The sequence below is a fragment of the Acinetobacter haemolyticus genome (assembly GCF_900406815.1).
GTDB lineage: Bacteria > Pseudomonadota > Gammaproteobacteria > Pseudomonadales > Moraxellaceae > Acinetobacter > Acinetobacter haemolyticus_A.
This window is the reverse complement of record NZ_OVCN01000026.1, coordinates 15,802-30,812: the sequence shown is the minus strand read 5'-3', so window position 1 is coordinate 30,812 and position 15,011 is coordinate 15,802. Positions and strand designations below refer to the sequence as shown.

The 15,011-nt window shown below is 40.2% G+C and carries 12 protein-coding genes and 1 pseudogene; 10 read left to right on the top strand and 3 right to left on the bottom strand.

The window, feature by feature from the left end:
* The first annotated feature begins 252 nt into the window (after positions 1-252).
* From kdpA to DK207_RS14885, 8 genes and pseudogenes are all read left to right on the top strand, one after another.
* Complete coding sequence (gene kdpA / locus DK207_RS14920; RefSeq protein ID WP_213066244.1) at positions 253-1,956, top strand: potassium-transporting ATPase subunit KdpA; 1,704 nt, start codon at positions 253-255, stop codon at positions 1,954-1,956.
* A 13-nt stretch (positions 1,957-1,969) separates the two neighbouring features.
* Positions 1,970-3,979 (top strand): potassium-transporting ATPase subunit KdpB, encoded by a 2,010-nt coding sequence (kdpB, locus tag DK207_RS14915; RefSeq protein ID WP_109441867.1) that lies wholly within the window; start codon positions 1,970-1,972, stop codon positions 3,977-3,979.
* 9 nt (positions 3,980-3,988) lie between these two features.
* The gene (kdpC, locus tag DK207_RS14910; RefSeq protein WP_109441866.1) at positions 3,989-4,600 is read left to right on the top strand and encodes a potassium-transporting ATPase subunit KdpC; all 612 of its coding nucleotides are present in this window, start codon (positions 3,989-3,991) and stop codon (positions 4,598-4,600) included.
* A 13-nt stretch (positions 4,601-4,613) separates the two neighbouring features.
* Positions 4,614-7,250, top strand: a complete 2,637-nt coding sequence (locus DK207_RS14905; RefSeq protein WP_109441865.1) for a sensor histidine kinase — start codon at positions 4,614-4,616, stop codon at positions 7,248-7,250.
* Positions 7,251-7,261: 11 nt separating this feature from the next.
* Complete coding sequence (locus tag DK207_RS14900) at positions 7,262-7,960, top strand: response regulator (RefSeq protein WP_109441864.1); 699 nt, start codon at positions 7,262-7,264, stop codon at positions 7,958-7,960.
* A 144-nt stretch (positions 7,961-8,104) separates the two neighbouring features.
* Positions 8,105-8,776: pseudogene (locus tag DK207_RS14895) on the top strand (CsgG/HfaB family protein).
* A gap of 17 nt (positions 8,777-8,793) precedes the next feature.
* Positions 8,794-9,162 carry a DUF4810 domain-containing protein gene (locus DK207_RS14890; RefSeq protein WP_109441863.1) on the top strand — a complete coding sequence of 123 codons (369 nt, stop codon included), beginning with the start codon at positions 8,794-8,796 and terminating at the stop codon, positions 9,160-9,162.
* On the top strand, positions 9,159-9,836 hold the full coding sequence (locus DK207_RS14885; protein ID WP_109441862.1) for a DUF799 domain-containing protein: 678 nt from the start codon (positions 9,159-9,161) through the stop codon (positions 9,834-9,836). Before DK207_RS14890 ends, DK207_RS14885 begins: the two co-directional genes overlap by 4 nt.
* A gap of 57 nt (positions 9,837-9,893) precedes the next feature.
* Here the strand turns inward: DK207_RS14885 and DK207_RS14880 are convergent, their stop codons facing one another.
* Positions 9,894-11,354 carry a coniferyl aldehyde dehydrogenase gene (locus DK207_RS14880; RefSeq protein ID WP_109441861.1) on the bottom strand — a complete coding sequence of 487 codons (1,461 nt, stop codon included), beginning with the start codon at positions 11,352-11,354 and terminating at the stop codon, positions 9,894-9,896.
* A gap of 136 nt (positions 11,355-11,490) precedes the next feature.
* On the opposite strand from DK207_RS14880, the gene DK207_RS14875 reads away from it, so the two are divergent.
* Positions 11,491-12,051: a phosphatase PAP2 family protein gene (locus DK207_RS14875; RefSeq protein WP_109441860.1), complete on the top strand. Its 561-nt coding sequence runs from the start codon at positions 11,491-11,493 to the stop codon at positions 12,049-12,051.
* 177 nt (positions 12,052-12,228) lie between these two features.
* Positions 12,229-12,915, top strand: coding sequence for a GntR family transcriptional regulator (locus DK207_RS14870; protein WP_109441859.1), 687 nt, complete (start codon positions 12,229-12,231; stop codon positions 12,913-12,915).
* A gap of 43 nt (positions 12,916-12,958) precedes the next feature.
* On the opposite strand, the gene DK207_RS14865 is transcribed toward DK207_RS14870, so the two are convergent.
* Positions 12,959-13,903 (bottom strand): PDR/VanB family oxidoreductase, encoded by a 945-nt coding sequence (locus DK207_RS14865; RefSeq protein ID WP_109441858.1) that lies wholly within the window; start codon positions 13,901-13,903, stop codon positions 12,959-12,961.
* A 12-nt stretch (positions 13,904-13,915) separates the two neighbouring features.
* On the bottom strand, positions 13,916-14,992 hold the full coding sequence (locus DK207_RS14860) for an aromatic ring-hydroxylating oxygenase subunit alpha (protein ID WP_109441857.1): 1,077 nt from the start codon (positions 14,990-14,992) through the stop codon (positions 13,916-13,918).
* Positions 14,993-15,011: the final 19 nt, after the last annotated feature.

Below are 15,011 nucleotides of genomic sequence, written 5' to 3'. Positions count from 1 at the left end.
AATGAAAAATATAAAATATTTATAAAAAATGTATCTTGCAAATTCTAAAAAAAATTTTTTTTTTAGGTCAAAGATTTTTTGTAAAAAATACGATCTTATTTGCAGTATTGGCTAAAAATGCATATTTTTACGATCAAATAAATATTCATATAAATTTTACAGAAAATTTACGCATTCTAGTTGTTCTGACATAGAGAGTTTACGCCTTCAATTTCCATACTACTGCTGACTTATTTTTAAATGGCATGTGCTATGTGGGAATTCATTTCTGTATTTATTCTTGCAATGGTTTTCGCTTATCCACTTGGACGCTATCTTGCAGATGTAATGCAAGCTCAGCCCATGAAAAGCGATCTTATTTTTAAAAGGATAGAACGACCAATTTATGCAGTTTTAGGTGTGAAGCAAGTCGGGATGAATTGGCGGCAATATCTTGGCGCTTTTATCATTAGTAATGTTTTGCTCTTAGCCACAAGTGTTGCAATCTTGATGACACAGGCTTGGTTGCCATTAAATCCAGATCATATCCCTAACATGAAATGGGATTTGGCATTACACACCAGCATTTCATTTTTGACCAATACCAATCAGCAGCATTATTCAGGTCAAGCTCAATTGTCTTATCTGTCTCAAATGACTGTGATCGTTGGTTTGCAATATTTATCTCCAATTATGGGTTTAGCTTTGTTAACAGCCATGTTAAGAGGTTTATTTTTGCAATCCAAAGATCCAGCTTTGGAAAATGTTGAACCTAAAAATGCGTCACAAATTAATCTTGGAAATTATTGGATGGATATGATTCGACCATTATTCCGATTTTTTATACCTTTGGGTTTGGTTTTTTCTTTATTGCTGACTTTTCAGGGAGTGCCATCAACACTTTCTGCTGGTCCAACCATCCAAGTTTTAGATCAAGCAGCAGAAGTACAAACACAGCATATTCCACTTGGACCTGTTGCACCAATGGTCGCGATTAAGCAATTAGGGAGTAATGGTGGTGGTTGGTATGGTCCTAACAGTAGTGTGCCTTTAGAAAATCCAACGCCATTATCCCATGTCTTAGAGATGCTTGCGATCTTACTGATCCCAATGTCTGTGGTGTTCATGATTGGTCGCTTTATCCAGTGTAAAAAGTTGATGTGGATGATTTTGGGGACCATGTTGTTGATGTCGTTGACTTCAACATTATTTGCGCTGTGGACTGAAAAATCTTCATTGGTTCCAAATATTGCGCTTATGGAAGGGAAAGAAGTCCGTTTTGGAGCTGAAGCTTCTGCTTTGTGGGGAAGTTTAACCACACAGGTGAATAATGGTTCGGTCAATATGATGCATGACTCGGCTTCACCATTAACGGGTTTGGTTGAGCTATGCAATATGCTGATCAATGCTATTTGGGGGGGGATCGGCTGTGGTTTATTACAGTTCTTTATCTATCTGTTCTTAGCTGTATTTATCGCAGGTTTAATGACAGGTCGTACGCCTGAGTTATTTGGGCGAAAAATAGAAGTCACTGAAATTAAATTATTGGCATTGGTCATTCTTTTACAACCTGTGGTGATTCTTGGTTTGACTGCGATCGCCATCGCTTTTCCATTTTTAACAGGAAATTCAAACCCTGCATCGCATGCTATTAGCCAAGTCTTTTATGAATATGTTTCTGCGTTTGCAAATAATGGTTCTGGTTTTGAAGGCTTAGCCGACAACACTTTATGGTGGAATCTAAGCGCCAGTGTTGCGTTATTAGCAGGTCGTTATAGCGTACTGATTATTCCAGTTTTAATTGCAGTTAGTTTAGCAACCAAACCTAAAGCAGATGAGACCAAGGGTTCATTACAGATTGAGTCGCCTACATTTGCGCTGACTTTAATCGGAATTGTACTGATTCTAACGCTTTTGCAATTTATGCCAGTGTTGGTGATTGGACCAATTGCTGATTATTTATCTGTGAAGATCTAATGGAGCAAGTACCATGAATCACTCTAATGCGACACAAATGGATATCTTGAATAAAGAAATTATTCAGCAAACCTTTTATAAATTATTACCGCAGCATGCCTTTAAAAATCCTGTGATGGCATGTGTATGGATTGGAACAGTGTTAACCATCGTGGCAACGTTGATGGGTAGCACCAGTTTTGGATTCGGTATTTTACTGAGCTTGATCTTACTGGTAACCGTTTTGTTTGCCAATTATGCCGAAGCAGTAGCAGAAGCCAAAGGACGTGGACAAGCTGCTTCTTTACGCCAAGCGCGAGAAAACTTAACGGCAAATCGTATTGCAGACTTGAATGCTACACTGACCGTTATTTCAGCCAACTTATTAAAAAAAGATGATTTGGTGATCGTCAAAGCTGGTGAAATCGTGCCTGCGGATGGTGAAATCATTCAAGGTTTTGCCACCATTAATGAGTCGGCAGTGACAGGTGAGTCTGCGCCTGTATTACGTGAAGCCAATACGGATCGATCAGGAGTAATTGGCGGTACCAAAGTTTTATCCGATCAAATTATTGTCCGTGTCAGTAACGAAGCTGGCAATAGTTTCTTAGATCGAATGATTGCCTTGGTTGAAGGTGCAAACCGTCAAAAAACACCGAATGAAATTGCACTCAGTATTTTGCTGAACATCATGACCATTACTTTTATTGTTGTGGTTGCCACATTACCGTTTATTGGTTCTATGGTGGGAATCAAAATCAGTCTAGTAATGTTGATTGCATTATTGGTCTGTCTCATTCCAACAACAATTGGTGGTTTGTTGCCTGCGATTGGGATTGCAGGGATGAACAGAGCCTTGAAAGCCAATGTGTTGGCGAAATCAGGTAAGGCTGTTGAAGTTGCTGGTGATATTGATGTGTTGCTGTTGGATAAAACAGGCACGATTACCTATGGTGATCGTCAAGCAACCGCCTTTTATCCTTTAACTGGTGTGAGTCCGAGTGAATTGCGTCAAGCAGCGATGCTAACTTCTTTTGCTGATCCAACTCCTGAGGGTAAGTCAGTGGTGAGTTTAGCTAAAGAAATGGGAGAAAATATCCATGAATCTAAAGATGCTGAATTTATTCAGTTCAGTGCCTCTACACGCTTATCAGGGGTAAATTTAGCTTCTGGAAATCAGATTCGTAAAGGGGCAGTAGATGCGATTCTTAAATTTACCAATCAAACTATTAAAAATAATATTGAATTGAATGTTTGTGTTGAGCATGTTGCCTCAAAAGGTGCAACGCCATTGGTTGTCGCACTGAATGATAGAATTTTAGGTGTAATTGAACTCTCCGATGTGATTAAGCAAGGCATTAAAGAACGTTTTGCATTGTTGAGAGAGATGGGCATCAAAACCATCATGGTTACGGGTGATAATCCTTTGACCGCAGCCGCAATTGCCGCCGAAGCAGGCGTGGATGATTATATTGCTGAAGCTCGACCAGAAGATAAATTGGCTTGTATTCGTAAAGAGCAAGCTGCAGGGAAGTTGGTCGCGATGGTTGGCGATGGAACCAATGATGCACCCGCTTTGGCGCAAGCCGATATTGGTTTAGCCATGAACTCTGGTACGCAAGCTGCGAAAGAAGCGGGAAATATGGTTGATCTGGACTCTGATCCAACCAAACTGCTTGATGTGGTAGAAATTGGCAAGCAGCAGTTGATTACTCGAGGCGCTTTAACCACATTTTCTTTAGCAAATGATGTGTCCAAATACTTTGTGATTTTACCTGCATTGTTCGCTGTTGCGATTCCTCAGCTTGGTGTCTTGAATATTTTGCAATTGAATAGCCCAAGTAGTGCGGTAATTTCGGCATTGATTTTCAATGCATTAATTATTCCAATCTTGATTCCTTTAGCGCTTAAAGGGGTGCAATTTAAACCTGCCAGTGCGTTGCAATTGTTGCGTCGCAATATGCTGATTTATGGTGTAGGGGGCGTGGTTTTTCCGTTTATTGTCATCAAATTGATTGACCTTGTTGTGTCGTTGTGGATTTAGGAGTACATCATGAATACATTAGAAAATTTTCCGCTATCTTCTGAGCCACAACCACTATTTCGATCTAGCCTGGGGTTAGTGTTGGTTGGGTTCTTGATCGCAGGCGTATTGTATTGCAGTGTGAGTGTATCTTTGGCTCAATTGTTATTTCCAAAACAGGCCAATGGTAGTGTCATCGAGTTAAATGGAAAAATTGTCGGGTCAAGCTTGGTTGGGCAAAATTTTGTGAGTGATCATTACTTTCATACTCGCCCAAGTGCCATCGCGTATGATGCGGATGCAGTTGGGGGAAGTAACTTGGCACTCTCCAATCCTGAATTACAACAACAGATTCAGGAGCGAGTGATTCAATTTGCAGACAAAAATGGAATTTCAGTGCAGCAAGTTCCACATGATATGGTAACTGCATCAGGAAGTGGAATTGATCCAGACATTTCACGTCAAAGTGCTTTATTACAAGTGAAACGTGTAGCGCAACAACGTGCTTTATCCGAGCAGAAAGTGAGAGATTTAGTGCAACAACAGATTCAACCTGTTCAATTGGGTTTGTATGGGCAGGCACGGGTCAATGTGCTTCAACTGAATTTAGCTTTAGATCAAATATCATCAACTTCACGTTGATAGAGCTTAGCCTATGCAGATCGATCGAAATAACAAAGCAGATGCATGGTTGGCGCATAGCCAACGTGAACAATCTGGACGTCTGACCATTTTCTTGGGCGCGGCACCTGGCGTGGGCAAAACCTTTGCCATGTTGTCGAGAGCACATGAGTTAATGCAGCAAGGGCATCATGTGCTGGTGGGCGTGGTCGAAACGCATGGTCGAGCTGATACGCAGGCTTTGATTCAAGGGCTGAATGTTATTCCTAAAAAGACTGTTGAATATCAAGATCGATTTTTAGATGAAATGGATCTTGATCAAATTCTAAAGTTAAAACCTGAAATTGTTTTGGTCGATGAACTCGCACATCGCAATGTACCCAATAGTCGTCATGAATATCGCTGGCAAGATGTGAATGAACTGCTTGATGCAGGGATTAATGTATACAGCACTTTAAATATTCAACATCTCGAAAGTTTGAATGATGTGGTCTATCAAATTACGGGCATTCGGGTAACAGAAACAGTGCCTGATGTTTTATTAAAAAGATTAAAAGACATTCGACTGGTCGATCTTCCTGTACCTGAACTATTGGAGCGTATGAATCATGGCAAAATTTATTTAGCGGATGTCGCTCCACGTGCCTTGCAAGGATTTTTTAAGCCAGCCAATTTAACCGCTTTACGTGATCTTGCGATTCAAACGGTTGCAGGGCAAGTCGATATCGATTATCGAGAGAAATTTGTAGCTCAAGGTCAAATTATTCCGATTCAAAATCATATTATGCTGGCGATTGACGGTACCGAGTTTTCGGAAGACTTAGTTCGGCGAGCACATCGTATTGCAGAAAGACGCAATGCGACGTGGAGTGTGATTTCAATACAAAAAAGCAAAGTTGAAAATACTCAGACTTTTGCAGTGAGCAAAGCATTCAACCTAGCGCGTAAGCTCGGTGCTGATACCCATTTATTCTATAGCAATCATATTGCAGCTACGATTTTACAGGCAGCATATGATTGTGGTGCATCCAATATTTTATTGGGCAAAAGCCCACAAAAATCATTTTGGCAACGTTTGTTTTCAGATCATATTGCGGATCAACTTTTAGAAAAACAGCATCCCTTTGAGATTACTTTCGTTCAACCGCTAAAAACCAAACAGCAGGACGGCAAAAAGTCTTTAGATGATTCGTCAGAACGAGGACTTGATCTTCATCAACGTGAAGTGATTGAAAGTAGTTTAATCATATTTGCTGGATTCATTGTGGCAGGGATCAGTGATCGTTTCATCGGTTATAGTGATCTCGCTTTAATCTTTATTATCACCGTACTTTTGGTCGCCATTCGGGCAAAAATGCTGATTACCATTGCCAGCGTATTGATTTGTTTCTTCCTATATAACTATTTTTTTATCGAACCTCGTTACACATTTTTGATCAGTGCAGAGCGTGGGGTGATTACGATCATCACCTTTATCATCTCAGCACTTTTGGTGGGACGGTTAGCAAATCAGTTACGCGCTCAAGTGTTGAGCTTACGAGCTGCGAACTCAGTATCACTTCAATTGCAAGAGTTAGAGCGGAAGTTATCGAGTTGTGTTGATATTGAACAAGTTTTAAATATCACGAAGTTACATTTGGAAAGTGCCTTGAATGTACAAGTCTGGATAAGTGTTGGTGATCAAGAGGCAGGAGAGGGATCTGTTCTCAGTGATAAAGATCAAGTAGCAGCAGATTGGACACAAAAGAATGCTAAACCCTGTGGACGTTTCACCAATACTTTAACAAATTCAGAATGGTGGTTTAACCCAATCCACCCCATTGAAGGATGTGGCGTAATTGCTATTCGCTTTAGTCCAAAACTACACACCATTAGTTTTGCGCAACAACGTTTGGTTGAGTTGATGATCGAAGATATTGCACAAACGTTGTCCCGTATTCAGCTTTCCTTACAATTGGAAAATTCAAGAGTGGTGGCTGAAACAGAAAAATTGCGTTCAGCTTTACTTTCATCTGTATCACATGATTTACGTTCGCCGTTGGCTGCGATGATTGGTTCAGCAGACACACTTAAATATTATGGCGAGCAAATGCCTAAAACCGATCGTGATGAGTTATTAGATACTATTCACACAGAAGGTGAGCGCTTAGATCGCTATATCCAAAATCTTTTGGATATGACCCGTTTGGGACATCAAGGCTTAACACTGAGTCGAGCTTGGATTGGTGTTGATGAATTAATTGGCTCCGCCACTAAACGTCTGAAACGTTATCAACCTCAAGTCAAAATTCAGGTTCATTTAGCTGAAGATCTGCCTCAATTGTATGTCCATCCCGCTTTAATCGAACAAGCCATATTTAATGTATTGGAAAATGCAGCTAAATTCTCTCCAGATAATGTGCCGATAGAAGCGAACATTCAACTGGTCGAGAGCTATTTACAGATTGAGATTGAAGATCAAGGTGTTGGTATTCCTGAAGATGAACGTGAACAGATTTTTGATATGTTCTACACCATGCAAAGAGGTGATCGGGGTAAAACAGGAACAGGGCTTGGGCTTTCAATTGTAAAAGCAATCATCGGTGCGCATATGGGAACGATCGAAGCATTGAGCGGCAAGCATGGTCAAGGCACTTTAATTAGAATACGATTACCACTACATCAGGATTAAATACAGTTTTTATGCCGCAATTACTCAACTCAGACATGGCGATTCTCATTATTGATGATGAACCACAAATTCGAAAATTTTTGGATATTGCTTTGCGTGCACAAGGTTATCGAGTGCAAGTTGCTGAAAATGGTGTAAAGGGTTTAGAGATTTTAGCTACACGAGGCGCAGATCTTTTGATTCTGGATTTGGGGTTGCCTGATATGGATGGTCATGACGTACTTAAAGAACTGCGTCAGTGGTCTGATGTTCCAGTCATTGTGCTTTCTGCTCGACCTGATGAAAACCAAAAAATTAAATTACTGGATGCGGGGGCAAATGATTACGTTACCAAGCCTTTCAGTATTCAGGAACTCTGCGCGCGTATGCGTGTCTTGTTTCGTAATAAAGCGCCAACGTCAGAGCAAAAGACGGTGTTTAACGATGGGAAACTGTTTGTTGATATTGCTGAACATATTGTTCGAGTTGAAAATGAAGAAATCATTCTAACTAAAAAAGAATTACAGCTTTTGGCATTATTGATTCGCCACCAAGGAAAGATTGTTACCCAAAAACAAATCATGACTGAGCTATGGGGTATTACTCATGAAGAAGATACCCACTATCTCAGAATTTTGCTGAAAAAGCTTAGAACAAAAATTGGGGATTCTGCCGCAACGCCACATTATATTTTTACGATTGCAGGGGTTGGTTTGCGATTTTGCGAATAGTCTCGATTAAGTCGATCTAATTGCTTGGATTATAAAATGATTTTCTCTGATTTAAATGGATGCTTGAATTGTAAAGTGTTAGGTGGTTAATCGTTTTTAAGCTATAATTTTACTGTTTTTTATCTTTATTTTGATTGAGTAACAATGAAAAAATTATTAGCGATTACGGCATTTAGTTCTTTAGGCTTAATGGCCTGTTCAACCACAGAAACATCAAAATCAATTCAAAGCCCACAAGTGACGGCAGCGGTACAACAAATTAAATATAACGGAGCGAAAGTACCTGTTTCGATTGGTAAGTTTGATAATCGTTCAAGTTATATGAGAGGAATATTCTCGGACAATGTCGATCGTCTTGGTGGATAAGCTAAAACCATTTTAGAAACTCACCTACAGCAAACTGGTTATTTCTCGGTTTTAAACCGCGATAACTTGTCTGAACTCAAGCAAGAAGTAGGCTATAGCAATACCACTCAAGCGATCAAAGGCGCGCGTTATGTGCTCACGGGTGATGTATCTGAGTTCGGCCGCAAAGAAGTGGGTGATCAGCAATTATTTGGGATTTTGGGACGAGGTAAACAACAAATTGCTTATGCCAAAGTGAACTTGAATATTGTGGATGTGAAAACATCAGAGATCGTGCATTCAGTGCAAGGTGCGGGCGAATATGCATTGAGCGCGCGCGAAGTACTTGGTTTTGGTTCTACGGCTTCTTATGACTCAACCTTGAACGGTAAGGTACTTGATTTAGCGGTACGTGAAGCAGTCAACAATTTGGTTACCGATATTCAGAATAACCGTTGGACTGCACAATAAGACAGGGTCGCTGTAAAATGAAAAAAATTCTTTTCACCAGTCTGATGTGTATTGGATTGGTTGGCTGTGCTGCTGGACCTCAACCTTTATACAGTTGGGGGTCTTATACGCAACAGACCTATTTGATGTATAACGCGCCAGAAAAAGCCACTCCCAATGCACAAATCATCAAGTTAGAAGCGGAAATAGAAAAAGCAAAAGCGAAAAATCTTGCTGTTCCACCAGGACTCTATGCACATTTGGGGTTGTTGTTTTTACAACAGAACAATGCGCAAAAAGCAGTTGAATATTTCCAATTGGAACGACAAATTTATCCAGAATCAACCGTGTTGATGGATCGTTTGTTGCAGAAAATGAATGCCAATGTAGGATCGACACAGCCATGATCAAGACGTTTTTAGTTGCGAGTCTTTTGCTCACAGGTTTGGTGTTTACAGGCTGTGCATCCTCTCCTGCGGTGAATAAAGATATGACTGTGTATAAGCAGCATATGCCAAAATCAATTTTGGTGTTACCGCCTGTCAATGATTCCCCAGATGTGAAGGCAACCTATAGCTATTGGCCAACTGTGATTACACCTGTTGCTGAAGCAGGTTACTACGTCTTTCCAATTTCTGTGGTTGATTCGATGTTTAAAGAGAATGGTGTGACCAATGGTCATGATGCTCAAAGCATTCCGACGCAGAAATTACACGAAATTTTTGGTGCTGATGCTGCACTTTATATTCGAATTAAAGAATATGGCTCTAAATATCAAGTCATCCAAAGTGTTGCGACGGTGAGTGTAGAGGCAAAGCTGATTGATTTAAAAACCAATGAGACACTTTGGACGGGTGAGAAAAAGGCGGTTCAATCCAGTAATAATGGCAACAATGATTTACTCACTGCACTTGTTGGGGCATTGATTGAACAAATTGCGGGTAGTTTAAATGATCGTGCTTATCCTTTAGCAACGATTGTAAATACGCAATTATTTACACCGACACAGCATAATCCTGGTTTGGGCTTGCTCTATGGACCACGATCACCTCGATATCAACAAGATGGTGTTGTGAAGTAATCCATTGTTCATACACATAATAAAAAGCCTCTGAATGAGGCTTTTTATTATTGAAGGTTATTTGATATTTGGATCGCCCTTTTTCAAAAAGAAATGCAAAGCGAGTTTTTGTACCCATGTACCATAAGGTGGGTAAAACAATTGGGTTGGGAAGAAGCGATGTCGAGCAAACACTGTTTTTGCATGTGAAAGTTCTCGGAAACCTTCTACACCATGATAAGTACCCATACCTGAGTTACCAATACCACCAAACGGTGCATCATGATTGACGACATGCCATCCCCAATCATTGAGGGTGACACCCCCTGAATGAGTCTGTTTTAAAATATGATCGCGTTCATTTGCATCATGAGTAAAGCAATATAGTGCTAACGGACGTTCCCCAACCTTAATGTAGGTAATCGCATCATCTATCGTATCGTATGCCACGACTGGGAGAATGGGACCAAACAGTTCTTCCTTCAGTATTCGCATATCAGGTGTGCAATTCAACACGAGATGAACTGGCATACGACGTGCATTTCGTTCGGAATGATATTCTCCACATGCAATGACTTCAGCCCCGTTTGCCTTGGCATCTTCAAGTATCTCAAGCAGTCGTTTTAAATGGCGATCATTGATGATAGATGTGTAATTGGTGTTTTCATTAATATTACTGCCATACATAGTTGAAAAATGTGATTTACATTCTTCTACAAATGCATTGATTTTTTCTTTGGGTACCAATGCATAATCAGGTGCCACACAAATTTGACCACAATTGGTTGCTTTACCATGCAAGATCCGCATCGCTGCATCAGCTAAAGGGTAGTGACGACTCACCAGAGCAGGTGATTTACCTCCGAGCTCTAAAGTGACTGGGGTTAAATTCTCTGCGGCGGCACGCATCACCACACGACCAATCGCGGGTGATCCCGTAAATACGATATGATTGAAAGGCAGGGTTGTAAATAGCGAAGGATCGGTAATTTCCTCACCAAAAATGGCGACTTCATCTTCACTAAAAACTTCAGCAATCATTCGTTTCATGACGGCATTAGTTGCAGGGGTAATTTCTGGAAGCTTAATCATGACTCGATTACCTGCTGCAATCGCTGCGATTAAGGGTCCTAACGCTAAATAAACAGGAAAATTCCAAGGGACGACGACACCTACTACACCTTTGGGTTGATATTGCACACGTAAACGATTAGATAAAAAAAGTAATTCTGTGCTGCGTTTACTTGGACGCATCCATTTGCGTAAATGGCGGATTGCATGTTCCGCTTCGAGTACGGAGCCTAATAGATCGAGTAATTTCGACTCATCGATAGAGCGAGAACTAAAATCTGTATTGATTGCAGATGCAATCACATCTTGATAACGAATAATTTGCTTTTTTAGATTGAATAATTTGCTACGACGTGAGTCTAAATCTGGGTAGGGGTGAGCATTAAAAGCCTTAGATTGTTGTGCAAAAATAGCATGCATATGGTCGTGAGCAGATGGCTCAGATTGTTGTGAATAAGGTTGGTTCATGTTTTACCTTCTTTGTTTTTTTACAAACATTAAAATAATTTGTCTAGTGAAGTCGTTAAGATGATACTGAATTCATCATTCTTTCATCAATTTTATATATATTATGGTTAAATAAAGGACCAAAGATTGATGAGGGATGATTTTGGACGATATAAATATTCACTTATTTCATAGTATCAATGCTTTTGCTTTACAACATCCAGTTTTAGATCAAATTGTGATCTTTTTGGCAGATGATTTAAATACGGTTTTTATTAGTTTGATTGTGCTTTTGTTATTGCTGCAATGGAAAACCTATTATTTATTATTCGCAAAAACATTATTTATCGTGCTTATATCCTTATTATTATGTGATTTAGTTGATTATTTCTATCATTCTCCACGACCATTCCAACTTGGCTTGGGACATAAATTAATTGGTCATGGTTCAACTTCATCTTTTCCTAGCCAACATACATTAACGATAGTGATTATTGGATTTTCATACTTATTGGCAGGCTTTAGACTTATTGGTGGTATAGGACTATTGTTAAGTTTGATTGTGGGGTTATCTCGTATTTTCGTGGGTGTTCACTTTCCCTTTGATATTGTGGGTGCGTTCTTGATCGGTTTAATGCTGGTGTTATTTGTAAATTACAGCTTAAAAGAATTAACGCTAAGATTGCGAAAAGCGACTTCGATACAAGCGGTCGATTAGATTCGGTCGATAGTAAAACGGAGCATTGCTCCGTTTTTTTATTTATTTTGCAAGTTGATTATCAAATTTACACGTTGAAGTGCGCGAAGCTTTAAGGTTCCCCAAGAAAATATTATTTTCATTTTATAGATGAAGTTGTTAGCATCAAAGATCGTTTTAGATAGTGTGTGATTAAGCATGTCTTCAGGGCAACAAGTTTTAATTAAACTCAGAAAAATGATTATCGCAGGGGAAATTGAAGGGGGAAGTCGAATTGCTGAGATTCCAACTGCGGAGTTGTTAGGTGTCTCTAGGCAGCCGATCCGAATGGCGTTTCGTTTGCTTGAGCAGGAAGGTCTGTTAATAAAAAATCCAACTCGCGGGTATACGGTACGAGAGATTTCCGGAAAACTGATTCATGATGCACTTGAGGTTCGAGGTGTGCTTGAAGGATTGGCGGCAAAAACATTAGCAGAGCAAGGACTAACGGATCAGCAAAAAACTACCTTGCAAGAATGTATTCAGGAAATAGAACAGCTCTTTAATGAGCACACTGAATTTGGTGATGCTGAATTAGAGCGCTATCACCATTTTAATGTAATTTTTCACGATACGATTATTCAAGGAGCTCAGAATATAGCGCTATTACAGGCTTTGGCAAAGAATAATCAATTGCCTATGGCATCAGCACAAGCGATTACTTTCGACCAAACAAAGGCATTATCGGAATATCGCCGATTACATTATGCTCATCTTCAACATTGTTCAATTTATGATGCCTTATTACATCGCCAAGCAGGGCGTGCTGAAACCCTCATGCGTGAACATAGCAGTGTGGTGATACTGGGTGAAACCTTAACTGGTATTCTCAATAATGAAGATTAACGAGTTCCTTTCGACGATGTCATAGAAAAGGAACCCGAAAATGCTACAGTTCAATGACGAGTTTTTTCGATTTTGCACGAGAGCAACACGGCGTAAACTGATTATTAAGCGCATGCTCTTCATCTGTCATAAATACATCACGATGATCTGGAATGCCTTCAACTACACGAGTAATACAAGTCCCACAGATGCCTTGTTCGCATGAAATTGGCACATCAAAACCATGTTCAATCAAAGCTTGGGTGGCTGTTTGGTGAGCTAAGACTTCGATACGACGGTCTGTACCTTTAACTTCAATGGTAAAGGCTTCATTATTTGAGGTATCTGCGAGTTGTGCAACAAAATGCTCTTTGTGTAACTGTTCAGTTTGCCATCCAGCCTGTACTGCAGAATTGGTCACAAACTCCATAAACCCTGTAGGGCCACAGACATATAGATGTTTGTCGGGAGCATTCTGCTGGAGTACCTGTGACATATCGCAACCAGTGCCAGGCTGATCTTGAATATGAAAATGAATGTTTGAACCGAAATGTTCATTTAAATTGCCATAGAAGGCAATCATGTCATGACTGCGGACGAAGTAATGTAACTCGAATGGAATTTGAGCGGATTTAAGCCGATATGCCATGGATAGAATAGGCGTAATTCCAATCCCGCCAGCAAATAAAATAGCTTGTTTCGTTTCAGGATGAATTTTAAATAAATTACGGGGTTCCCCAATTTGTAGAAGATCGCCTTCATTGTATTCGGTATGAATACAACGCGACCCGCCCCGTGAATTGGCGTCATGGAGTACACCAATAACATAACGATGTCGTTCACTGCAGCTATTTGAAATTGAGTATTGGCGAGTTAGACCATTTTTAAGATGCACGTCAATATGTGCACCTGCTTCAAAAATAGGGAGAGTTGTACCATCCGCTGAAACAAGTTCAAATGCACGAATTGAGGGCGTGAGTTGATGAATTTTATGAATCATTACGTCCATGTTCATCTTCCTTTAAATCACATGAATATTTGGAAACTTCTGTTTAGATATTTCTGGAAGCGTTGTATTTTCTTCAGTAAGCAGACGATCAATGACTCGACGTGACTGAACTCCACCTGCATCGATGTTAAGCATCAATAACTTTCGGTGAGGATTGCTTAAAATATTTTGTTGTTGCTGTTCCAGCATTTCTAAATCTTCAGTGAAAATTTTGCCTTGACCTTCGCGAATTTGGTCGGTGAGTTCAACATTCTCTGGCTGGAAATTACGTGCCATTCCCCAGAAATACCAATGTGAGGTTTCGGTTTCGGGAGTAATGAAATCTACAACGATAGAGGATACTTTTTTATCTTTTGGTGCGTCATAACCACCATATCCCGCATGGGCCACACCGACTTCAATGTGCACATTGCTTGGTGCATAGAAATGACAGCGCTGCCAACGATCTACAGGTATGTCATCAGCCAAATTGTTGCCGCGAAGTGCCATTTGCCAAAAAGGTGGTGCAATAACATTTTCCATATAACGTTCAGTAATGACGTGATCACCATCCACCTTCGTTACAGGTAGCGCTTCATCAATTTCTTTTTGGCCAATACTGCTTGAGTGGACATAAGTTTCATGGGTTAAATCCATGAGGTTATCAATCATCAGGCGGTAATCGCACTGAATGTGAAATAGTCCTCCGCCATAACTCCATTCAGGATGGTCTGCCCATTCTAAGATTGGAAGTTTCGACTCTGAAGCTAACGCTTTTTCACCTGGCCAAACCCAGATAAATCCATATTTTTCGATGACCGCATAGGCTTTGTTGCATGGAAAACCATGGGTACGTTGTGCTGGCATAGATACCGTTTTTCCGTCACAACCCATCACTAAACCATGATAACCACATACCAGATTTCCATTTTCAACATATCCTAATGAAAGAGGGGCGCCGCGATGTGGACAAAAATCTTCAACAGCTGCAACTTGGTTTTCTTTACCACGATAAAAAACGATCTTTTCACCACAAATTGTGCGACCAAGAGGTTTATCGTGAATTTCTTCTGGGCGGCATGCGACATACCAAGCGTTTTTAATAAACATGTGTGACGTCTCCTTATCA

Coding starts and splice junctions, on each gene's coding strand:
- kdpA (WP_213066244.1), top strand. CDS start 253: ATGTGGGAATTCATTTCTGTATTTATTCTTGCAATGGTTTTCGCTTAT.
- kdpB (WP_109441867.1), top strand. CDS start 1,970: ATGAATCACTCTAATGCGACACAAATGGATATCTTGAATAAAGAAATT.
- kdpC (WP_109441866.1), top strand. CDS start 3,989: ATGAATACATTAGAAAATTTTCCGCTATCTTCTGAGCCACAACCACTA.
- DK207_RS14905 (WP_109441865.1), top strand. CDS start 4,614: ATGCAGATCGATCGAAATAACAAAGCAGATGCATGGTTGGCGCATAGC.
- DK207_RS14900 (WP_109441864.1), top strand. CDS start 7,262: ATGCCGCAATTACTCAACTCAGACATGGCGATTCTCATTATTGATGAT.
- DK207_RS14890 (WP_109441863.1), top strand. CDS start 8,794: ATGAAAAAAATTCTTTTCACCAGTCTGATGTGTATTGGATTGGTTGGC.
- DK207_RS14885 (WP_109441862.1), top strand. CDS start 9,159: ATGATCAAGACGTTTTTAGTTGCGAGTCTTTTGCTCACAGGTTTGGTG.
- DK207_RS14880 (WP_109441861.1), bottom strand. CDS start 11,354: ATGAACCAACCTTATTCACAACAATCTGAGCCATCTGCTCACGACCAT.
- DK207_RS14875 (WP_109441860.1), top strand. CDS start 11,491: ATGATTTTGGACGATATAAATATTCACTTATTTCATAGTATCAATGCT.
- DK207_RS14870 (WP_109441859.1), top strand. CDS start 12,229: ATGTCTTCAGGGCAACAAGTTTTAATTAAACTCAGAAAAATGATTATC.
- DK207_RS14865 (WP_109441858.1), bottom strand. CDS start 13,903: ATGGACGTAATGATTCATAAAATTCATCAACTCACGCCCTCAATTCGT.
- DK207_RS14860 (WP_109441857.1), bottom strand. CDS start 14,992: ATGTTTATTAAAAACGCTTGGTATGTCGCATGCCGCCCAGAAGAAATT.